Raw genomic sequence first — 21,203 nt, 5'->3', positions numbered from 1 at the left:
TTATATTATTTATGTATTTTTTTCAATAGTGTACAATATTCAAAATTTCACAAAACTAAATCCAATAAAGACCATAGGCGTACCAATTAAAAGGAGAGTATACCAGCCGTATATTGCCCACCATCTTCTAAATTTTATGGATTTAGTTTTTGCTTTATATTCGCTGAAATAATCTGGGTTTAAAAGCCTAAAAGTATCATAGTCAATAGCGGAGTGGTTTTCATATTTAGCAAGTATATCTTGGTATTTTCTTGAGGTGTCTTCACAGAAAGTTCTGCACTCTTCGTCAGTAGGGTGTTTAGAAAGTGTTTTAAAGATTCTAATCTCATTGTATATTTTGCTAAGTTCCAATGCACATTCATGAAATTTAACAGCTCTCATTTTATAGTCTTGAGAGCTTTCATATTGAGATAAAACTAATAAGATAATAGAAAGAGAGGTTACAAAGTAATTTATGATCTGAAAATTAAGCTTATAATTACCTACATATACCGAAATTAAACTGGCTATAATTAGGTAAGCAGAAAATACGGAAAGACTAATATTCGACATCTTAGCAGTTTTCATTAATCGCTCGTCTGCTTTAAATCTAGCACCCTTTGTAGACCAAACCTTGTAACTTAATTCCTCTAAAAAGCTTTTTTCCAAATAGGCTTTTGAACCCGTGAATATTGATTTTTCTTGCATTCTTTTTAATTGAGTGAAGAAGTTTTTTTATATAAATCTATAAGATGAGAAATAGACATATCAATGAGAGGTTCATACATAAAAGCATTAATGTGTATGTTTTCCGGCGTCATTAAATTAACTCTATCCAATGTTTCTAAAGAAGTACTTTCAGGAAAGGTTTTAGTATATGTTTTATATAATTTTTGAGTTTGATTTGAAGTTATAGTTTGTAAATCTAATTGTGGCAACTTTTTAATTAGATATTCTTCTGCTTTTAGGCGGATTGCAATTGCTAAAGCAATTTTGTTCTCAAGTAATATTTCATCTATATTTTGCTCATCACAAATAGAATCTGCTGTATTCGTAATAAACTGCATAAGATTTTCAGCTCCAAAATCTATACTTTTTCCCTGAAGCTTTACTAGCCTATTTGTGTAAATTTTAAAAACTTCTTCAGCTGTCAAATTCTCACTTAATTCTTTCCTATGAAGGCAACTCGTAAGGGTTAAATATTCCTCACAATCATCTGATTCACTATATTCAATTAGATTTCTAACGAATGCAATTAAACTGATGAATACTCTTGGTTCGGAAAATCTGTCAATAAAATGAGCAAATACATCTTTTCTGTATTGTCCATCATGGAGCGTGATTTCTTTTGAGTCAGATTTTGTAGCCATGTAAACTACTGTTCTGGGGAGGCCAAGTCTGGACGCTACAGTTCTGTAGAAATCAAAATTGTGAGTTAGGATTATCGTTCTGAAAACATCCAAATTATGAAGATCTTTTATATACTCTATAATAGCGAATTTATTCTTATAGTCAAAAGAGTCTGCTATATCATCAAAAATCAATAGATGCTTTTCATTCCCTAGTTTTCTGGATTCTATTTCGAACAAAAATTGTAAAATAAAATAAGCTCTTTGTTCTCCTTTGCTTAAAATGCTAATCAGATTTTCCTTTTTTTGTCTAACAGGTTCTTCATCTCTATCAGAATATTCAAATTCTAAATTTGCAGTATCTTGTTTAAGAATTATATCTTCTTGATTTGCTAATATTACCTTAAAAGGAACATAGAATCTTGAGTTAAAAGTGTTTATAATTTTTGCCCATAATGCAAATTCCTTCTTAGATTCATTAATGATTTTTTCAAGTTCTTTTTTCTTTTCTTGGTAGTGTGTTGCTAATTCGCTAGTATCAGTTTTTATCTCAGATAAATAGTTTATCCAAACATCTTTTTTGAATTTTTCATAGTCCTTTAAATTGACTAAAATCAAGTTGTCCTTTTCTATTACTTTTTGAAAAGCTCTAAGCTCAACATTAGAACCAATTGCTTTATCTACTTTATCAAATGCCTGTTTTAACTTTTCATCATTTAGTATTGTTTGTATTTCTTGCTGAACAAGTTGTTTCAACTGATCGGAATTCTCAATTTCAGTTCCATCTTCTAATATAAATTTATGGCCTGCTTCAAAATATGAATTATCTTCAATTGATTTTAGTATTTCATTGGCTTGATAAGTTCCAAATGTATTAGTGTTAGATTCTTTAAAGAACTTAGACTTAGAAATGATGTTCTTGTAGTTGTTTATATATTGGTCAAGAATGTTTTGGTTTTTATCAAGAAATTTTTTAACATTTCCTTTTTTGTCAAAAACATCGTTGTATTTAAAATTTGGTTTTTCGAATTTATCTGTTAGGTTATTTATTTGATTTAATAATGCTTCAAAAAAAGTTACGTTGGGATTTTCAGAAAAAGTATTAACAAATTCTGTTTCACAGTCTGTACTTTGTGATATTGCCTTTAGCTTTTTAATGAATTCAGATTTATTATTATTTAGATCTAAATAGATTTCATCGTATTTATTCTTTAATTCTTTGCTTGCGAGAAAGGTACTAATCTTGTTTGAGGCATCGAAGTTACTGTCTTCTGCATTTACAACTAAGATGTTTTCTTTAGTAATTTCATCTCCGTCTATTAAAATCTTATATTCTGTAACTCGTGAATTATAAATCCTATCACAAGGGAGATTCTTTGAATCGTTTTTTGATATTAGGTCCAAAGTTCTTGAAAACGAAGTTTTCATGGTTCCATTTGGAGCATATATCAGGAATGTTTGACTTTTTGTAAAATCAAACTCGTGGTTTAGTTTTCCTATTCCAAAACAATTTGTTAGAGAAATTTTAATTTTATCCATTTCGGAAGTGATTTGCTTTTTAGAAATTATTAATGATTTAGTATGCGATTATGTAATCTTAAGATATGTCATATTAGGTTTCGAATTCTTCTATTAACTTTTATATCGCATTTCTCAATTTATTTATTTCATATTGTAATAGCCCTTTCTTTCTTAAATCTTCATCAGATAATTGATTTATTAAGATGATAAGCATTTCAGGTGTCCTGTCTTGATTAAGAATTGATTTCAGCTTATTAATTGCCGATATAGGAATATCGTATTCCATTAATGCCGCTAAATTCGGTGACAAGAAGCCATGTTCTAAGCTGCTAGCAAAATATGTATAATTGCCATAAGGCAAATTATGTTTCTTTAATACGTATTCTTGTAACTCCGATAAAACGGATAACCATTTTGGTAGTTTATAATCGAACCAGTGTCTAGTAATATTTAATGTGAAGAAAGATAGTTTATTTATACGTTCTTGATCATTAGGTATTTGTTCTATCCAATAGTTATCATTAATCGAATCGTTTATTAATGCCGCAGTTGATTTTAATCTTGAATATTTATTTGTTAAAACACTAAGTTGTTTTGCATTTCTAATATCAGCTTTATTTTCTCCAGGCTTTAAAAGATGTTTCCAACATAAATCCAAAATATAAAGTAGTTGTTCATAAGTTGGATATTGATTCCAATTTAATAAATACTTATTTGAAGCAATATCAGCTTTTATCTCTTCGATAATCTTCTGTTGCCCCTCAATGCTAATACCTGAGTTCTTTTTCATCACCTCTTGTAGTTCTTCCGGGAGATTATGAAAGTCTTGTAACCGTTGTTTAGCAGTGTTTTCTAATTCTCCCTCTTCTAATGAGATTAATATCTCGAGAGGAGCATTCTCTTGGTTAAAAAGAGGGATGTCAACAAAAAGCTCTGTTTGTTCAGGTCTTTTTTCGAATCGGTATACATTTCCAACATAGTGTTTTTTCATTCTTCCAGAACGCCCAGCTATGTTCTTATAATCAAAGAAATCTATTTGTTTAGTTCCTTTTTCCTTATCATATAGAATCACGTTTTTTGCAGATGTGTTGACGCCTTCTATTAATGTAGAGGTACAAAACAACCATCTAATAGAACCATTGTTAAATGCATCGACAATGGAGCTTCCTAAGTGCCGAGGCAAGGCACCGTGATGAAACGCAGCTCCATGAGTTAACGAATCAATTAAAGACCACCTCGTATTTATATTTTGACCAATCCATTCAATCATTTCATTATTAGCAGACGTGTCTAGATCATTGAAGTCTTTTGAGTTGTTGATGAGATAATCAATATATTCTAAACATAGTACAGTTGCTTTATTTGGTGATGAACAATAAATTAATGTTTGTTCGTCAGTTTCCGAAAGTAAATCAAATAGCGCATTTTTTTTCAACTCCTTTCTTTCTTTGGCTTTCACTTTGTCCATAATCTCAAGACTTTTCTCATCCACAGCAACTGTTGCAAATTCAGTTGGAAACCAGGTCAGCTCAAATTTATTTTTGAAAGAAACAGGAATGCTCTTAATCATGGGACCCAATAAGTAGAACTTATTTGTCTGCTTCAGTAGCTTGTAAAAAGCCTGATTTAATGTTATCGCTCGATCATCGTCTCTATCGAGACTGAGTTTGTAAAATTCGTCTATTACAAAAAAGTCAATAGGAGGGAAGTCTGCATATTCTACAACACGTTCACCTGTAAACAGGAACACATTACCTTTATCGGTATCTGGAGCCTGATTTGTAGAAACGATAATTTTATACTGATCTCGATATTTCACTAATTTCTTTCTAGTCTCGTCGAGAAGAGCAAGCGTCGGTTGTATAATGACTATCTGCTTGTATATCCCACTCGCGATTACTTCCTCAATCAACAGACTCTTTCCGAAACTTGTTGGAGCACTTACTACTACAGAGCGTCTGCTTTGTAGTTCTACAGAAAGCCGTTGCTGTTCTTCATGGAGATATACACCATCAAGGTATGGAGATTTATGATATTCATATTTCAGTAAGGAGCTTATAGACAACTCTTCGTGATCTAAGTAAGGGTACAATCCTACAGCTTCCGTTAAGGAGTTCCATATAGGTTTAGTTGTTTCAGGAATTTTATCCCAAGCATCACGAACTCGAATTACAAGGTCTCTAGCTCCGCTTTCCGTTTCTTTGTTCGAGAGCTGAGTCGAGCAGAATCGAGAAAGGGCAAAACTATCGTCGTAGCTCAGTTCCTTTGCATCAGAGAGAAATTTTATGGCTCTATATATATCTGTAAAAATCATATTCTTTGCATTGCTTTTAATCTTGCATCTAGCTCCATATTTAACTCGTCTTTGTCAGGTACAGGCAAAAGAAGTAACATGATTTCTAAATTAGAAGCAGGTCGTTTTCTATTAAACTCTTCGTGTAATGCCATACATTCCGTTTTGAAATCATCAATGTATTGTTGCGTTTCATCATTGTGGTTTACAAATAGAGCGCTATTATAGGTGCAGACCATCGGGATTACAATGCTCGAAAAAATAACATCTAGCTTCTGGTGTTTATGCATCAAAGTTCTCCAATGTTCAATTTCAGGAGTTTCCTGGGGCAGCTTTCTTGTTATCAAACTAAACTGTTCTCTAAGATAGTCCGCATTAAAATGCTTTGATATATCATTTACTAAATCACTTATACCGCTTTTTCCAGCTTTATAAAGTTTGGATTCCCCTAACCACAATTTCTTTTCATCGCCATCTATAGTGATGTGTACCCCATCAAAACCATGTGCGGGCACATTGGGGGAATCACGGAAGTATATCGTAGATATCAGCGGGATCGAGTGGCAGAAGTCCCGCAAAAGGAGATGGAGAATAAGTTCCCCAAATTCTCCCCGTTGCTTGTACTTGTCTGTCGTGTATACTGTTTTGGCTGCATCATTTAATCGCTCAACCATCTCAGTCAATGGAATATTGTTTCCCTGATGATAGCCAAGAGCATATTCAGGTATTACATTCCTTATAGTATCAACTAATGGTTGAAGTCTAAACTTATTTTGGTCAAAGCCAACATGGAATGCCTTTAACGTTGATTCGCTTATACGTTCGTCTAATACTAATTCTGATCTAAAAGGTCTTTGCATTTATGATTAATTACTTTAAGAAATATTTATTCTTTACCTTTTTACCTTTCTTTTTTTAGAATTTACACTTTTCAGTTCTCCTGTTTTCCCTTGCAGCTACTTTTTCTTTTTAGTTTGTTTTAAGATTTTTTTTGCGTCATTATCTAATTTCCGTTGTACTTTCTTTATATCTTCTGCTGCAGGAAGATTTTCCGGTTTAACGCCTCTTTCTTGCAGTATCTTTCTAACAGCAATATTATTGTCTATATGTTCTTTAGAAATCTGAACTTCACCTTTTAGGTCTTTATCAGAAACATTATGGCTGGTTAGTTCTGCGGCAAAGTCCTTAGCTTTTATAGTTAGCGTAGGTAGGAAGTCAGCAAGAGGTCTCTTTTCTGGTACACTAAGCTTCTTTTTCATTTCATTTGTCGAATATCCTCCAAATAAAGCTTGATCTCCCTTACTTCTTATTACTGCAAAACTTTTCTCATTAACTCCACGTTCATAGATTATTCCAGACAGTTTCTTTTCAGATTGAGAGAGCTTTTCTCTTGCGGTTACCCTGGCAACATCTAAAAGCCTTTGTTCAATAATTTCCTGTCTCCTTGTTTGTACGGCAAAGTAAGTTTGTGCAAATGCAATAGCAGGTTTGGTAGGGTCTCCATTTTGAGCAATAAGGTAGCATCCCTATCTGGTAAGAGCAATATCATTTACCGCTCTTTGGGCCCCTTTAGCCAATTCGATCATTTTGCTGACATCAGCAAAATGATCGGCGACTTTTTCTCCTGCATTTGCGCATGCTATCCTTGCCTTATCTATTGCATTTTCAAAATTCCTCCATTGAGAATACCCGAATACTTTTTGCAATTCTCTGGCACTCCAAAATTCTACATCATTATAGATATAACATGCACCTTCAAATTGAAGTAATAGTTCAAGAATAAGTTCCTTTTTCATTTAGTTATTTACTATATCAGTAAGTATACTTTCCATTATTTATTTTCTAAATCTACTCTCTCAACCAACCTATAAAACACAGGCTTTGGCCCACGTCCTTCTCTTGAAGTATCCTTCTTATCTATTTTCTCTTTACAAGACTTATTGAAACGGTTTATAATTTCACTTACGGCGATGTTAATCCATTACTCTCATAGCTCTATCAATCTCTTTTACAATATATGTTTTGGCTATTTCTAGCTCATCTGGAAAATCAGACCAATCAAAACAAATTAAATCAGAAGCATGATTATGTATCTGAGTGAATTCAACTTGCTTACCATTAACTATCCCAGTCCAATGTATTGGAGCTTGCCATGTTGAATAATTAAAAGGTTGGTCTGCATTTAAATAAAAATATTTGTCTAAATATTTTCCTTCTACTTGATGCATAATTTTAAATTATCTAAAGTTTGAAACATATTTTAATTATTTATTTACCCCATTTACTTTTATGTAACAATTCCCTTATATCTACCTTCAAGAACTCAGCTATTTTATTCAATTCTTCTAATGATGGCTGTCTGTGATTATTGACCCATCTGGATATAGTTCCCTCGGATTTATTTAGATATTTTGCGATATCTCGGTTATATACATCTTTTTCTTTAAAAACCTCTTCTAAACGGTTTATACGGCTCATTTTAAAATTATTTATTAAAAAGTTTGACGTTTAATGAAAAACTTTTTGTATACTTGTATTAGTAATGCGACATAAAAAGCGAGGTTAGACCTTGTTTTAAACGATGTTCTCTCGTCTGTAAAAACGACCAAAATGCCAACGAGATAACCGTGAGTGTCGCCCTATAATTGGATTTTGCTAACTTTACAGCATAAAGTCCAAAAGGGCGGCTTCATGTTAGACTTGTATTGGCATTTCATATCCTCTTTGGATTTGAAAAGGTTACTTGGTCGTTTCCTGCAGATATGAGCTTTGAAGTTCGCCCTTTTGGTTTATACACCAATAAGGTTCACTCTCACGGCTTTACCGAGTACACATCGTTTTCATAAAGAAAAAAATAAAATATGAAGACGCTCTGTCACCCAACCCAACCAATTATTCCCGTTTGCCAGGGGCAAGCAGGAGCAGCCATTACCCTCGCAGTATTGGCCAGCAAGACTTTGTTAAACCCAATCCAAAACATCATGAAATCCCCAACGTAGCAAACCATACCATTTTCCATTAGCTTTTTATTCAACAGCACAGATGTGGCGGTAGGGGATATTGCTTTTTGAGTTAAAAATTATCCCTTAAAGCCTAAAAAACGGAACGATGCTTACCGTAGGGGACACCTATGTCCTTTAATTATCGCTTAAACCAAATATATAATAATCTTTCGTTAATGTTTATGCCTGTTGAGAATTATTTTTTTAACTCATTAATTAAACCAGTTGTACGCCTAAGATGGCCTGTTTTGTATGAGCGCAACCATTAACCCGCTGCTATTGCAGCAAACCGCAGAAAAACTGCAGGTACTTTTTCAGGATTTTTCGCCTGCCGAGAGTCGCGAGCAACTTTGGCAGCTGTTTTCGCTGACGATATCGGGTGCCTTTAACCATCAATCCGTAGCCGAGCGGCAAGACCTGCTGGTTTTTTACGGCCATTTGCAAGAGGTGCTGGTTACATTGGAGCAGCTGTTGGCCCCAACCATTACCCCGCAAAATAGGGGGGCACAGGCATTTTAAGTACCCTAACCTTTTAAAACAACAACCATTGTAAATAACAATCTATTTTAACAAACAACCTGAATTATGAACTTTTTAATGAAAACACATTTAAACCCCACATCCACCAGGAAGAAAAGTAAGCTCACATTTTTGATGACACTGCTGACCATGGCAGTCATTTTTATTTCCTGCTCCAAAAAACAATCGGAAGAAACAATGCCCCTTCCCGATATGGCGCAGCCGCCCCAGGTAAGCCTAAATGCCGAAGCCGTGAAACTGCAGACAGGGCAAATGGCCATAGTCTATGCCACTTTTCCCGAAGAGCAGCAAAACCTCGATTATACCTGGCGGATAGAAGACGCCAGTATTGCCGATATCGATGTACTTAAAAAAGATTCCGTGAAGATCAGAGCGCTGTCCGTAGGCACCACCAGGCTGTACCTGGAGTCGGCAGACAAGAGCATAACCAAAAACGTAGGCATCACCGTTACCGCACAGGGTACCATCAAGCTATTGTGCATAGGTAACTCCTATGCCGACGATACCGTTGTGCGGAACCTGTACGAACTGGCCCAGGAGCAAGGCATAGACCTGCTGATAGAAGTGATATACCAGGGAGGGACCTCTTTGCTGGACCATTGGAACAACCTGCAATCCAATAAAGCCTATTCCTGCTACAGGATAGAGAAAGGAGTGACCACCCGTCCGTCCCAGACTTTTAAAGAAGCACTGGCAAAAGAACACTGGGACTATATCAGCATACAGCAATTGTCCAGATATAGCGGGAAGTACGATAGTTACGAAGCACAGTTGCCCCCTATACTGGATTTTCTTAAAAAGAACGCCACCAACCCGGACGTAAAGTACGTTCTCCACCAGACCTGGGCCAACCAGGCAGATTTTATTTCTACGGTATTCGAACAATACTACGGCAGCGACCAGTCCCGCATGTACCGTGAAATTGCCGCCACCAGTAAAAAAGTGTACGAGAACTTTGGTTTCGATGTGCTGGTGCCCACCGGTACATCCATCCAGAACGCAAGGACCAGTGCCATAGGCGATTTCTATACCCGGGATGGTTACCACCTGCAATTAAGCTATGGACGCTATACCGGGGCATGCGCCTATTTCCAGGCCCTGTTCGGCAATCTTTACGGTCTGGATATCAGGCAGAGCAAGTACAAGAACAATAGCTCAGACTTTGAGGCACAGGTAGGGCGTGAGGCCGCTTACCAGGCCGTTCTAAACCCTTATGCGATAACGGAATTAACCGCATACCAGGAAGTTCCGGTTTCGCCAATCCTTTCTTTCGATAAGATAAAGATCTCTTTCTCTGGAACCTCTACCACCTATCCCGACTGGAACTTTATGACCTCATTGGCCAGCGGCAGCCTTCTGGATCTACATGATATAACCGGGGGCGAAACATCCGTAAAGCTGAAAATGGTCAAAGGCTTTAAGGGTAACAATAGCCAGGGGCCCGCCACCACTACCACAGCGCTGGATATGCCCTCGGTAGTTTCAAAAAACAGTTTTTTCCATGAAGGCAGCGGAACCTCCTCCATCGTAGAGATCTCGGGACTCAATAAAGACAAACGATATAAATTTGTATTTTTCGTTTCGTCAGCAAATGCAGTAGCCCCTGATGATATCAACAGGGAGACGCAGTTTGAGCTGACGGGGAACGGTACAAGTACCGCCGTACTGGAAAGCAGCAGGAATACCACCAATGTGGCAAGCATAGCAGAGATGCAGCCCGATAAAGACGGCACAGTGAGCATCCGGTTTTCGGCAAGTCCCAATAACACACAGGCCAATAAATATTATTATGCCTGTGCCATGGCCATTGAAGAAGTAAAATAAAACAGATAGCATGAAAAGAAAGAAGATTTCAGCAACCCTATTGTTTCTCCTGCTGTTAACCGGTATAACCGCAGGAGCACAGGTTAAGCACAAAGGCGCTCTTGAAAAACCAAAGCCCACAGAATTTGATAAAAATAAGTGGATAGAATACATTCCCGGAAATATCCCTCTGGTAATCAGTGTGTCGCATGGAGGGAGCTTAAAGATAGACAGCATTCCGTTCAATACCTGTAAAGGGCATAACCGGCATTACGATTACGGCACCATAGAAATTGCCCGGGCCGTACAGCAGGCCTTTGAGAAAAAATACCAGGTACGCCCTTATGTGGTGATCTGTCATTTGTCGCGCCAGCACCTGGATATGAACAGGGAGATGGAGAAAGCCACCTGTGGAAACCCGTATATGAACGAGGCCTGGAGCAGTTTCCATACCTATATAGACCGGGCGCTTAAAGAAGCCGTTAAATTGCACAAAAGAGCCATCTATACCGATTTTCATGGTCACCCGCATCAAAAGCAGAAAGTAGAACTGGGATACAGCCTGAGCAAGAATACGCTGATAGCCCTGCAAGAAGGGCAAGCAGAAAAAGGCATAGAAGAAGAGTCCAGTCTCCGTAACTTTTTTACGGGGAACTGGAAAAAAGGAGTCACTATTAACGATATGCTTACAGGTAAAAACTCGTTCGGTAGCCTGTTGTCCAATGCAGGCATGGCTACCGTACCCAGCATGCAGGATAAGGCCCCTTTGAGAGAAGACCCCTACTTTGCAGCAGCCACGGTGTACAACACACCTACCTATACTTCAAAGAGATATCCTGAGGTGATTGGCTGGCAGGTAGAGATGAGTGTTGATATCAGAAAAAACAAACATGAAGAAATGGCGCAGGCATTTGTTGCTGCGATGAAGACCTTTATGGAACAAAACACGGATATGAAAATCAAGTGGGGGAAATGATGAATGGGAAAAGGTTGGATTATGGGCTATCGTCTATTGACCATGGTCCATGGTCTGGGTTCGGTGTCATTTCATTAGTATGATGGTTCTTGATTTAAGTTGTTGATAATGAGATTGCTTCGCTGGCTCGCAATGACTAAGATAGGAGCGTTATAACCAACGGATTGAAGCAATCTCATACAGGTTCTTCCATGTTGAATTTTTGATAAAATAAGTTGATGAACTATGGACTATTGTCTATTGACCATGGACCATGATCTGGGTTCGGTGTCATTTCATTAGTATGATGGTGCTTGATACAAGCTGTTGATAATGAGATTGCTTCTCTGGATCGCAATGACTGAAATAGGAGGGGCATGACGACCGGATTGAAGCAATCTCATACAGGTTCTTGCATGTTGAATTTTTGATAAAATAAGTTGACGAACTATGGACTATTGTCTATTGACCATGGACCATTTAATTACGCTCTTATTTCTTTACGCATAAAACTAAAATAAGACAAAGCAAAACAAATGATAGTGGAGGCTAACAGGCCTGTTAGCTGGCTCCAGACAATTTTTACGCTTTCCCATATAGGTAGGGGAGATGGAATTGCTCCCTGAACCTGTTCCATACTTAAGGGGCCAAGGCTGCGTATAGAAGGCATGAGTAATATATTTGTACCGTCATCAAATAGCTGATTTGGTGCAAAGCGTGTTATAGTGAGTATAAAATCCTGATAGCTTTTAATTGCCTGATAAGAGGAATAGGGATCCGGCATCATACGCTGGGCAATTACGTTTACAATTAGCGGATAAAATACAGTGAAAAATAACCATATAGCAATGCCTATAAGAGCAGATGTTGCCGGGGATTTCCATAACACCGAAAAAAGAATGGAAAGATTAAGCCAGAATCCGACATAGATCATATTCAGCAGTAAAAACAAGAGCAGTCTGCCGCATTCTTGTAAGCTGGGGGACAAGCCGGTCCAGATAATGGCGATGCCGGTGGTAAGTAAAAATAAGGTGCTGAATAAACAGGCTATTATTACTATTGCTCCTGTAAACTTCGCGTTCAAGAAACTATCCCGGTGAATGGGTTGCGATAAAATCCTGCTGATGGTTCGGTTATTAAACTCGGAATTTACGGCATCAAAGCCTAAGCATATACCTAGAAGAGGACCTAAAAAACCTATAAACACATGAAACGGTGGTAAAGTACCATCTGAAGTGGTGAATATTTTTAAAAAGAAAAATATAGAATCCGGATCATTAGGTGTCGGTACGTTTTTTCTTAAAACGGACAATGAATTGTATAGGGATGCTATACAAGTAAGTAGCACAATGGCTAACAGGATAATGAATTTCCAGCTTTTTATATAATCCGATATTTCTTTCCGGATGAGTATTTTGAAAGATCTAAAATTGAAATTAGCTTTTTTCATAACTTATTTTCTTCAAAATAATACGAATAAATATCATCAAGGCCATACCCCTTTTGCAGCAACTGCATGGTTGGAATTTCCTGTTCTGCCAGTATTTTTATTAAAGGGGTATTGGATTTAAAGGAATGATGAATAACAATTTGTTTTCCGCTCATTTCGGTACGGTCTATGCCTTTTATATTTTTTAGCTTAGTTTGTATGGTGGCGATTTCATCGATGTTATTCAGGCCAGTATCCAATAATGTTGTTGAACTGCTGTCTCCGAAAAGTTGCCGGGCCAGGTCGGTTACTTCTCCTTTGGCTATTAAGTCTCCTTTTACAAAAATGCCTACCCGGTTGCAAACTTCCTGTACCTGATGCAAATGATGGGAAGAAAGTAAAACAGTAAGGTTTTCTTTTTTACTAAGGTTTTGTATGAGCGATAAAAATTCTTTAACACCGGTAGGGTCCAGCCCAAGTGTAGGCTCGTCCAGAATAATTATTCTGGGTTTTTTAATGAGCGTGTCTGCCAGGCCCAGGCGTTGCTTCATTCCACGTGAATAGGTCGATACTTTTTTGTTACCGACTTCTTTTAATCCAACGGTGGTGAGCAGGTTTTGGGCATTGTCCAAAGCTTCGTTATAGGTGTATCCATTAAGCTCGGCAACCAGCACAAGATTATCCAGTCCGCTTCTTTGCTCGTAAAAGCCGATGTTATCGGGTAAATAACCTACTACCTTCTTGACTTCAACGGGGTGTGTCTGCGGATTTATACCGTCTACCCGTACAGAGCCCGCTGTAGGTTCTGTTAAGCCCAGCATCATGAGAATAGTGGTCGATTTTCCAGCGCCGTTTGGACCCAGTAAACCAAATATTTCTCCTCTTTGTATATCTAAATCCAGCTGATTTACAGCTACATGGTTATGATATACTTTTCTAAGTCCTTTGATTGAAATAATAGAAGTATCCACACTTATTATCTCCTTCCATATTTACGAATCAGGTAATAGACAACACCGATAGCCAGGGCAATTAAAGTAATTCCAAACCATCCTTTAAGGATAGAAGTTTCTACGGTGATTCTGAACTGAGCCTGACCGCTTGTTTCCGATGACCTGACAGAGGCCGTTACAACATAATCGCCTGCTATGGCATTAGATGTTGGTTTTATATTCATATTTACCGTAGCGGACTCGCCTGCTTTTAGCGTAGTAATTCTTGTCGGTTCAAATATGACTTCCCAGTTTGAAGGGGCTTCTGACGAGAGGTTGATTTGGCTGAGGTCTGATGCTCCTGTGTTTTTTACTGATAATTGTACCTTCTTTACCGATCCGCTTGTGGCTGTAGTGCTGAGGGCTCCTGACGGAGTGGTGAGTTCTAGTTTATAAGACCCGGTGACTACAACTTCAAAAACAATTTCTGACTGATTGTTGCCATTGGTAGCTCTGACAGGTATTTTGTAGTTTCCTTTTTTTACTCCTTCAGGAGCGTTTATCTCCACAATGATGTCTTTACGCTGGTTGGGCTCGATATTTACGGAGCTTACCTGTTTGCCTTCTGATTTAAATACAATTCCCCATCCAGGAGCTATATTTGCCGATAATGCATAAACCTGATTGTCTGACGATCTGTTGAAGAGGGTAGCGTTGTAGGTGAAGGTTGAGTTTGCTGCTCCCTCCATATTGGTTTGAGAAGAGGTTAATTCTGAGCTTGAAACGCCTTCTTCAGTTATCTTTATTGTAAGCGGTAATTTTGCTTCGCCGGCAGATACATAAAAGGTGTACGATCCTTTGTTTTGTATGCCCGGAATAAAGAGCTTGAGGTTGAGGGGCTTTCGGTCTTTCGGAAGAACGGAGAGTCGGTCTATTACGTAATTTCCAGACTTAAGTTCGTAATGCCAGCCTTTAGGAAGCGAGGATATAGAGATATCGCTGGTCTTTACAGCATTGCTGTTGTTAATTAATTCGATGTTGTAATCGACTACCTCTCCTGGCGATACTGCAATTTTTGGATAAGTAGTGTAAAGTTGTACATTCTGGGCGTTTAATTTGGTGAAAACCATCAAAATAATGCCCAGAAAAATTAACCGGAGTTTATTTCCTCTGCTTGACATAAATCTTTTAATATGGTTTAAATAATAATTTAGTGTTTCTACACCGAATTTATAGAGGAGCTAAAACAAAACAAAAAATTTAACATTTTTTTGCAAATTACTTTAGACTAAGGGAATGAACTATAGAATGTTGAGTTTTTAATGCTCAATGATGAATTATACAGCTATGGACTATTGTCTATTGACCCTAGACCCTAGACCATGGTCAATAGTCTGGGTTAGGTGTCATTTCATTAGTATGCTGGTGTTGATGCAAGTTGTTGATAATGAGATTGCTTCTCTGGCTCGCAATGACTGAGATAGGAGCGTTGTAACCAACGGATTGAAGCAATCTTCTACATGTTCTTCCATGTTGAATTTTTGATAAAATAAGTTGATGAACTATGGACTATCGTCTATTGACCATGGACCCTAGACCCTAGACCATGGTCAATAGTCTGGGTTAGGTGTCATTTCATTAGTATGCTGGTGTTGATGCAAGTTGTTGATAATGAGATTGCTTCTCTGGCTCGCAATGACAGAGATAGGAGCGTTATAACCAACGGATTGAAGCAATCTTCTACATGTTCTTCCATGTTGAATTTTTGATAAAATAAGTTGATGAACTATGGACTATCGTCTATTGACCATGGACTAAATAATGTTGAATTTTTAATGCTCAATGTTTAATGATGAACTATGAATGAGGGTTGGAAAGCTATGGATCAAAAGAGGCGATTGAAATAATTTCAATCGCCTCTTTTATATGGTTAAACTTCTTCTCTTAGTGCTTCCAGTATTTTTAGAGCGGTAGCGCTTAATTCTTCCTGGGTTGGGCTAAGTTTTTTCTTTCCAAAGTCCATATCGGAGATTTTATCAATAGGGATAAGGTGGATATGGGCGTGTGGAACTTCTAAACCTACTACTGCAACACCAATGCGGTTACAGGGGATTGCCTTTTTGATACCTGCCGCTACAATTTTGGCAAAAATCATCATACTTACGTATAGTTCGTCTTCGATATCGAAGATATAGTCTACCTCTTTTTTAGGGATAACCAGAACGTGACCTTCTCTAAGTGGGCTGATGTCCAGAAAAGCCAGAAACTCTGTTGTTTCGGCTACCTTGTGCGCCGGAATTTCTCCGTTTACTATTTTGGTGAATATGCTTGCCATTTTTAGTTCTTTAGTATAATTGTGGCTTTAAGTTTTGAAGGAATGCTTTTAGTTTCCCCTACTATCTGCTGATATCCATAATTTCAAATTCCATTTTACCGGCAGGTACCGTTATCTCTGCTTTATCGCCTACAGATTTACCTAATAAACCTTGGGCAATTGGAGATTTAACTGAGATTTTTCCTGCTTTTAAATCGGCTTCATTTTCGGCAACCAACTGGTAAGTCATGGTAGCTCCGTTCTTTACGTTTTTGATTTTTACTATAGAAAGTGCCAATACTTTAGAGGTATCTATCTTAGATTCGTCAATTAAACGGGCATTAGCCAATGTGTTTTCCAGCTTTGCAATTTTTGCTTCATGCAGACCTTGGGCTTCTTTTGCAGCATCGTACTCGGCATTTTCAGACAAGTCTCCTTTATCTCTTGCTTCGGCAATAGCTTGTGCAATTTTTGATCTTCCTTCAGTCTTTAAATACTGTACTTCTTGTTTTAAGTTTTCTAAACCTTCTTTGGTAAAGTATGCTACCTCAGTCATGATTTTTATTTATTAATTCTGTTACTGAAATTATTTACTCATTAATTTAGGGCCTTCAGTAGGCTATAAAAAAGAAGCAAGACTATAACATTCTTCTCTTAAGAGTTATAGTCTTGCCCGATTTGTACGAAGATAATATTTTTGTTTTTAAAAATCCAAATTTTTCAATTTGAGTGCAAGTACTTCAGATATTTTGCGGTACGAGTCAAATGTCCAGCCGCCAACATGCGGGCTTAGTAATACTTTAGGCTCCTGGCTCAGGTCCTGATACCAGCTCTGTTCGCCCAGTTTAGGGAACTTTTCTACTTCTAGTACATCCAATCCGGCACCTAAGATCTGGCCGCTTTTTATGGCATTGAGTATGGCCTGGGTATTGGTAATTTCGCCTCTGGCCAGACTGATAAAGAATATTGGTTTTTTAAAATGTCTTAAATATTCGTCGTTTACCATTTGTCTGGTTTCACGTGTCAGCGGGATATGTAAGCTGACTACATCGGCATGTTTAACAACTTCTTCCATACTTACCTCTCTAACGTAATCGTCAGAAAATCCGGTTTTGTATTTGTCGTAAGCAATGACCTGCACACCAAATCCTTTTAGTCTTCTGGCAAAGGCACCACCGTTATTTCCGTAACCAATAATGGCTACTGTTTTCCCCATTAGCTCGTAACCTCTGTTGCCTTCTCTGTCCCAAACACCATTTCTCACCTGCATATCTGCCTGTCTCAGGTTGTTCATAAGGTTTAACAGCATTCCCATGGCATGTTCTGCAACGGCATCGCGGTTTCCTTCGGGAGCATTGATTAGTGCAATGTTTTTTTCGGCAGCATAGGCCTCGTCAATATTGTCCATTCCGGCACCGGCGCGGGCAATAAACTTAAGGTTGGGACCTTTATCAATAACTTCTTTGTCAAAATTAAATTTAGATCTTACGGCAACACCATCGTATTCATGTAAGATTTCCAATGCTTCTGCTTTGGTTATTTGGGGTTGGTAATTTACCTGGTATCCTAATTTCTCGGCCTCGGTCTGGAAGGTTTGTTCCAGATCATCTATAATTAATAATTTTTTCATCATCTCATGGTTATTCCTGACTGTTTCTTTCGTGAATAAGATTGGTTAAATCCACGAAATCTTTTACGGTAAGTCGTTCTGCCCGTAATGCCCAAACGGCATCATCGCCCTGTTTTTCTTTTTTGATTACTCCGGACAGTGCGTTACCCAATGTTTTTCTTCTTTGGTTGAAGCCGGCTTTTACCACTTGCCAGAAAAGCTTCTCGTCACAATCTAAACTAGGGGTTTGGTTCCGCGACAGCCTGATTACTGCAGAAAGTACTTTTGGAGGTGGGTTAAAGACTCCTGCTTTTACGGTAAACAGGTACTCGCATTTGTAATAGGCCTGTAAAAACACGCTTAATATACCGTATTCTTTACTGCTTGCTTTGGCCACGCACCTTTCGGCAACTTCTTTCTGGAACATTCCTACAACTTCCGGAACCTGATTTCTGTTCTCGAGAATTTTGAAGAGAATTTGCGAACTGATATTGTACGGGAAATTACCGATGATGGCGAAAGGTTCCAGGAAGATATCCTTGAAATTCAGGGCAAGAAAATCGGCATTAATCAATCGGTCGCCCAAAGTAGGGTACTGCTTGTGCAGAAACTCGAAAGATTCGGTGTCAATATCTATCAGATAGGTTTCAAACTCCTGCTTTTGCAATAAAAAGTCGGACAGGACACCCATTCCGGGACCTACTTCCAGTACTTTTTTGTATTTATCGGTATGTACAAGCGAGTTTACAATTTTCTGAGCAATGTTTTTATCTGTCAAAAAGTGTTGTCCTAGATGTTTTTTCGCTTTTACTAAACTCATTATTATCTAAATTGCATGCAAATTTAAGTAAAGATTGCCAAGGAATGAGCGAACATTCGGAGCAAAATCTTTAATTTGCAAAAAATAAGTTGAAAATCTATGAGTAAGAACTTAAAAGTAGGTATCTCTATTGGTGATATAAACGGGATTGGATTAGAGGTTATTATCAAAACATTGAGTGATCCGGATGTTTATAAATACTGTACTCCTGTAGTATATGGGCATACTAAGGTAGCTTCTTTTCATAGAAAGGCGGCCGGGATACAAGAGTTCAGTTTTCAGGTGGTTTCGGATGCGGAACATGCACATCAGGGAAAGCCTAACATGATTAATTGCTGGGAAGAGGATGTGAAGATTGAATTGGGAGAATCTAACCCAACGGGAGGTAAATATGCATTGCTTTCTTTGCAGCGTGCTACCGAGGACTTGGTTGCGGGCAAAATAGATGCTTTGGTAACTGCACCCATTAATAAGCATAATATACAAAGTGATGAGTTTAAGTTTCCGGGACACACGGAATATATTCAGGAGAAAGCGAAGGGAGGCGATTCTTTGATGTTTCTGATGGGCGAGGACCTGAAGGTGGGAGTGGTAACGGGACACGTTCAGGTAAAAGATATTGTAAAGGGAATAAGCAAAGAGGCTATTGTTTCTAAGCTGAGGCTGATGGACCAATCGTTAAGAAAGGATTTTTGGGTAGAGAAACCAAAGATTGCTGTTTTGGGGCTTAATCCGCATGCGGGAGATAACGGGCTTTTAGGTACAGAAGAGCAGGAGATTATATCGCCGGCCATAGAAGAGGCTTTTAATGAGGGGATATTTGCATTTGGCCCTTTTCCGGCAGATGGTTTTTTTGGTAAGCAGGCCTACAGTAAGTTTGATGCTGTACTGGCTATGTACCACGATCAGGGATTAATTCCCTTTAAATCCTTGAGTTTTAATTACGGGGTAAATTATACTGCTGGTTTAAATGTGGTAAGAACGTCGCCAGACCATGGCACGGGTTATGATATAGCAGGTAAAAATATGGCTTCGCCAACTTCTTTCAGAACGGCACTGTTTATGGCCTTGCATATTGTAAGACAAAGAAGAGAGCAGGAAGAGTTGCAGGAAAATCACCTGCCATTCTCTAAAATAAGTAAAGACAGAGATTGATTTCTGGAAACCCAAAGAGTCTCTGAACGGCTAAAAAATATGGACATTGCGAGCCAGAGAAGCAATCTCGGCTCGCAACGTTGTTTATTTACCTTCTACACCCTTACAGACTCCCGAAGGTGGAGGCAGGGAGGTTAATAGACGATGGTCTATGGTCCATGGACAATAACCCAAGTTCATAGTTAAAAAGTTCACAGTTCAACATCCTCCAGTTCATCATTCATCGTTAACTCAACATCCATCTTAATCTATAACACTAATTTCATAAGGTTTTTTAATGGCTAATCGGGCAGCGTTTAATCCAATGGCAGCACTTTGGCTGGTGATAGCGGTTTTGTATTTGCTGTTTCCGGTATCTTGACTGAGTGATGTATTGTCGGTGTAGGTAACCCCGTCAAGGTTAATACCAAAAACAGGAGTGAAAATACTTTCAAATACCGTACAGGCTGCTGCATAACGACCTACTCCTAAATCGGCAAACACACCATTTGTTGTCATATCCATTTTATGAGTGGAGTTTAGGGATGAGGTGCGCAGGTTTTGAAGTGTGGTACCCCAGGGAATTACAAATTCAAAAGGTATGGCCGCAATCATTCCCTGTGTATGCCCAATAATGGCATGATACATATTTATCTGTTTGCCTCCGAAACTATTGGTCAGTATATTTTTTGCATTAGTATTATATCCTGCCGGAACTTTATTAGGGTCTGCATAGGCCTGCCCCATAATACAGGCAAACTTAGGTTGTCCTTTCTGATCGGATTTTATTTTATTTATCAGCTCTTCAACTTCACTTTTTCTGGTGCTATTCCACTCCCAACCCTCCTGACTAACCGGGTTTTCCTGTAGCACGATCAGATCAAATTCGGTGCCTTTTAATACGTCCTGTAAACAGGCTTCGCCATTATCTCTTGTCCAGTCTGACGAACCCGGGGCATATCGGTGACGGTTATAAGATTTGTCTGTAGCATAAGTAGTGTTGTGCCCTTTAATGGTTAAACCAAACTTGTGCATCCAGGTAATTCTGACTTTATTGCGGACATCGGTCTGATGAAGTAGGTTCAGAAAATGTGTTTCTATTCCTTCCTGAGTATAGCTGTTACCGATGAAAAGGATACTGTAAAGTCCTCTGACCGTAATTTTACAGGTAGCGTATTTACTTTGGTCGGCAGTTAATGCCGTTATGATAGTTTCGCCTTCGCTGTGTGCTGTTACCTCGCCTTTGTTGTTAACGGAAGCAATATTTGGAGCGCTGCTGTTCCAATAAATTTCTTTGTTGTCGGCATTTTCAGGAGCAATGGTTGCAGTTAAAGAAATTGTTCCTTCTTTAAATAAGGTAGCCTCCTTTTGATTGAGGGTGATCTCCGACACTAAAACTGGTGGAGAAGTATTGTTATCATCGTTTTGTCCGGATGGTTCTGCGTCCGGAGATTTTCCGCAAGCAACTATGGCTGCAAATGCAAAAACTGTTAATATATATCTTAATGTTTTCATGTTTTTAA

At 38.2% G+C, this 21,203-nt stretch carries 20 protein-coding genes; 4 read left to right on the top strand and 16 right to left on the bottom strand.

All coding sequences use genetic code 11. The annotated features are described in order from the left end of the window. Positions 1-39 precede the first annotated feature (39 nt). From ACFSAH_RS03565 to ACFSAH_RS03530, 8 genes are all read right to left on the bottom strand, one after another. Entirely contained in the window at positions 40-687 is a 648-nt protein-coding gene (locus ACFSAH_RS03565; RefSeq protein WP_379661320.1) for an SLATT domain-containing protein, read from the bottom strand. A 5-nt stretch (positions 688-692) separates the two neighbouring features. Further along, positions 693-2,867, bottom strand: a complete 2,175-nt coding sequence (locus tag ACFSAH_RS03560) for a hypothetical protein (protein ID WP_379661319.1) — start codon at positions 2,865-2,867, stop codon at positions 693-695. A gap of 100 nt (positions 2,868-2,967) precedes the next feature. Then, positions 2,968-5,163, bottom strand: a complete 2,196-nt coding sequence (locus tag ACFSAH_RS03555; protein ID WP_379661318.1) for a helicase-related protein — start codon at positions 5,161-5,163, stop codon at positions 2,968-2,970. Continuing rightward, positions 5,160-6,002 carry a HamA C-terminal domain-containing protein gene (locus ACFSAH_RS03550; RefSeq protein WP_379661317.1) on the bottom strand — a complete coding sequence of 281 codons (843 nt, stop codon included), beginning with the start codon at positions 6,000-6,002 and terminating at the stop codon, positions 5,160-5,162. Before ACFSAH_RS03550 ends, ACFSAH_RS03555 begins: the two co-directional genes overlap by 4 nt. Positions 6,003-6,098: 96 nt before the next feature. Continuing rightward, complete coding sequence (locus ACFSAH_RS03545) at positions 6,099-6,401, bottom strand: hypothetical protein (RefSeq protein ID WP_379661316.1); 303 nt, start codon at positions 6,399-6,401, stop codon at positions 6,099-6,101. 267 nt (positions 6,402-6,668) lie between these two features. Beyond that, positions 6,669-6,938 carry a hypothetical protein gene (locus ACFSAH_RS03540; RefSeq protein ID WP_379661315.1) on the bottom strand — a complete coding sequence of 90 codons (270 nt, stop codon included), beginning with the start codon at positions 6,936-6,938 and terminating at the stop codon, positions 6,669-6,671. Positions 6,939-7,115: 177 nt separating this feature from the next. Beyond that, entirely contained in the window at positions 7,116-7,370 is a 255-nt protein-coding gene (locus tag ACFSAH_RS03535) for a hypothetical protein (RefSeq protein WP_379661314.1), read from the bottom strand. Between the two features lie 40 nt (positions 7,371-7,410). Next, positions 7,411-7,620 carry a helix-turn-helix domain-containing protein gene (locus ACFSAH_RS03530; protein ID WP_379661313.1) on the bottom strand — a complete coding sequence of 70 codons (210 nt, stop codon included), beginning with the start codon at positions 7,618-7,620 and terminating at the stop codon, positions 7,411-7,413. A 776-nt stretch (positions 7,621-8,396) separates the two neighbouring features. Here ACFSAH_RS03530 and ACFSAH_RS03525 point away from each other — a divergent pair. The 3 genes from ACFSAH_RS03525 (at position 8,397) to ACFSAH_RS03515 (ending at position 11,463) form a co-directional block, all read left to right on the top strand. Then, positions 8,397-8,663, top strand: coding sequence for a hypothetical protein (locus ACFSAH_RS03525; RefSeq protein WP_379661312.1), 267 nt, complete (start codon positions 8,397-8,399; stop codon positions 8,661-8,663). Positions 8,664-8,729: 66 nt separating this feature from the next. Continuing rightward, a complete protein-coding gene (locus tag ACFSAH_RS03520; protein WP_379661311.1) occupies positions 8,730-10,508 on the top strand; it encodes a DUF4886 domain-containing protein in 1,779 nt (592 codons plus the stop codon). Between the two features lie 10 nt (positions 10,509-10,518). Continuing rightward, the gene (locus ACFSAH_RS03515; RefSeq protein ID WP_379661310.1) at positions 10,519-11,463 is read left to right on the top strand and encodes a hypothetical protein; all 945 of its coding nucleotides are present in this window, start codon (positions 10,519-10,521) and stop codon (positions 11,461-11,463) included. Between the two features lie 463 nt (positions 11,464-11,926). On the opposite strand, the gene ACFSAH_RS03510 is transcribed toward ACFSAH_RS03515, so the two are convergent. The 7 genes from ACFSAH_RS03510 to rsmA all read right to left on the bottom strand — a co-directional run bounded on the left by ACFSAH_RS03510 (position 11,927) and on the right by rsmA (position 18,546). Continuing rightward, positions 11,927-12,892 (bottom strand): ABC transporter permease, encoded by a 966-nt coding sequence (locus tag ACFSAH_RS03510; protein ID WP_379661309.1) that lies wholly within the window; start codon positions 12,890-12,892, stop codon positions 11,927-11,929. Continuing rightward, complete coding sequence (locus tag ACFSAH_RS03505) at positions 12,889-13,842, bottom strand: ABC transporter ATP-binding protein (RefSeq protein ID WP_379661308.1); 954 nt, start codon at positions 13,840-13,842, stop codon at positions 12,889-12,891. Before ACFSAH_RS03505 ends, ACFSAH_RS03510 begins: the two co-directional genes overlap by 4 nt. Before the next feature lie 5 nt (positions 13,843-13,847). Continuing rightward, positions 13,848-14,984 carry a COG1470 family protein gene (locus ACFSAH_RS03500; RefSeq protein WP_379661307.1) on the bottom strand — a complete coding sequence of 379 codons (1,137 nt, stop codon included), beginning with the start codon at positions 14,982-14,984 and terminating at the stop codon, positions 13,848-13,850. Between the two features lie 749 nt (positions 14,985-15,733). Further along, entirely contained in the window at positions 15,734-16,138 is a 405-nt protein-coding gene (locus tag ACFSAH_RS03495; RefSeq protein ID WP_379661306.1) for an HIT family protein, read from the bottom strand. 61 nt (positions 16,139-16,199) lie between these two features. After that, complete coding sequence (gene greA, locus ACFSAH_RS03490; RefSeq protein WP_379661305.1) at positions 16,200-16,673, bottom strand: transcription elongation factor GreA; 474 nt, start codon at positions 16,671-16,673, stop codon at positions 16,200-16,202. Positions 16,674-16,820: 147 nt separating this feature from the next. After that, entirely contained in the window at positions 16,821-17,747 is a 927-nt protein-coding gene (locus ACFSAH_RS03485; protein WP_379661603.1) for an NAD(P)-dependent oxidoreductase, read from the bottom strand. 10 nt (positions 17,748-17,757) lie between these two features. Further along, complete coding sequence (gene rsmA / locus ACFSAH_RS03480) at positions 17,758-18,546, bottom strand: 16S rRNA (adenine(1518)-N(6)/adenine(1519)-N(6))-dimethyltransferase RsmA (RefSeq protein ID WP_379661304.1); 789 nt, start codon at positions 18,544-18,546, stop codon at positions 17,758-17,760. Between the two features lie 99 nt (positions 18,547-18,645). Between rsmA and pdxA the strand changes: the two genes are divergently transcribed. Continuing rightward, positions 18,646-19,701 (top strand): 4-hydroxythreonine-4-phosphate dehydrogenase PdxA, encoded by a 1,056-nt coding sequence (gene pdxA, locus ACFSAH_RS03475; protein WP_379661303.1) that lies wholly within the window; start codon positions 18,646-18,648, stop codon positions 19,699-19,701. A 243-nt stretch (positions 19,702-19,944) separates the two neighbouring features. Here pdxA and ACFSAH_RS03470 read toward each other — a convergent pair whose 3' ends face one another. Next, positions 19,945-21,195: a DUF4886 domain-containing protein gene (locus ACFSAH_RS03470; protein ID WP_379661302.1), complete on the bottom strand. Its 1,251-nt coding sequence runs from the start codon at positions 21,193-21,195 to the stop codon at positions 19,945-19,947. Positions 21,196-21,203: the final 8 nt, after the last annotated feature.

The organism is Pseudopedobacter beijingensis, from assembly GCF_042678145.1.
In the GTDB taxonomy this organism is placed as follows: Bacteria; Bacteroidota; Bacteroidia; order Sphingobacteriales; family Sphingobacteriaceae; genus Pseudopedobacter; species Pseudopedobacter beijingensis.
This window is presented reverse-complemented; position numbering and strand designations above follow the sequence as displayed.

Coding starts and splice junctions, on each gene's coding strand:
- ACFSAH_RS03525 (WP_379661312.1), top strand. CDS start 8,397: ATGAGCGCAACCATTAACCCGCTGCTATTGCAGCAAACCGCAGAAAAA.
- ACFSAH_RS03545 (WP_379661316.1), bottom strand. CDS start 6,401: ATGAAAAAGAAGCTTAGTGTACCAGAAAAGAGACCTCTTGCTGACTTC.
- ACFSAH_RS03520 (WP_379661311.1), top strand. CDS start 8,730: ATGAACTTTTTAATGAAAACACATTTAAACCCCACATCCACCAGGAAG.
- ACFSAH_RS03500 (WP_379661307.1), bottom strand. CDS start 14,984: ATGTCAAGCAGAGGAAATAAACTCCGGTTAATTTTTCTGGGCATTATT.
- ACFSAH_RS03565 (WP_379661320.1), bottom strand. CDS start 687: ATGCAAGAAAAATCAATATTCACGGGTTCAAAAGCCTATTTGGAAAAA.
- ACFSAH_RS03470 (WP_379661302.1), bottom strand. CDS start 21,195: ATGAAAACATTAAGATATATATTAACAGTTTTTGCATTTGCAGCCATA.
- ACFSAH_RS03495 (WP_379661306.1), bottom strand. CDS start 16,138: ATGGCAAGCATATTCACCAAAATAGTAAACGGAGAAATTCCGGCGCAC.
- greA (WP_379661305.1), bottom strand. CDS start 16,673: ATGACTGAGGTAGCATACTTTACCAAAGAAGGTTTAGAAAACTTAAAA.
- ACFSAH_RS03550 (WP_379661317.1), bottom strand. CDS start 6,002: ATGCAAAGACCTTTTAGATCAGAATTAGTATTAGACGAACGTATAAGC.
- pdxA (WP_379661303.1), top strand. CDS start 18,646: ATGAGTAAGAACTTAAAAGTAGGTATCTCTATTGGTGATATAAACGGG.
- ACFSAH_RS03540 (WP_379661315.1), bottom strand. CDS start 6,938: ATGAAAAAGGAACTTATTCTTGAACTATTACTTCAATTTGAAGGTGCA.
- rsmA (WP_379661304.1), bottom strand. CDS start 18,546: ATGAGTTTAGTAAAAGCGAAAAAACATCTAGGACAACACTTTTTGACA.
- ACFSAH_RS03515 (WP_379661310.1), top strand. CDS start 10,519: ATGAAAAGAAAGAAGATTTCAGCAACCCTATTGTTTCTCCTGCTGTTA.
- ACFSAH_RS03485 (WP_379661603.1), bottom strand. CDS start 17,747: ATGAAAAAATTATTAATTATAGATGATCTGGAACAAACCTTCCAGACC.
- ACFSAH_RS03555 (WP_379661318.1), bottom strand. CDS start 5,163: ATGATTTTTACAGATATATATAGAGCCATAAAATTTCTCTCTGATGCA.
- ACFSAH_RS03530 (WP_379661313.1), bottom strand. CDS start 7,620: ATGAGCCGTATAAACCGTTTAGAAGAGGTTTTTAAAGAAAAAGATGTA.
- ACFSAH_RS03535 (WP_379661314.1), bottom strand. CDS start 7,370: ATGCATCAAGTAGAAGGAAAATATTTAGACAAATATTTTTATTTAAAT.
- ACFSAH_RS03510 (WP_379661309.1), bottom strand. CDS start 12,892: ATGAAAAAAGCTAATTTCAATTTTAGATCTTTCAAAATACTCATCCGG.
- ACFSAH_RS03560 (WP_379661319.1), bottom strand. CDS start 2,867: ATGGATAAAATTAAAATTTCTCTAACAAATTGTTTTGGAATAGGAAAA.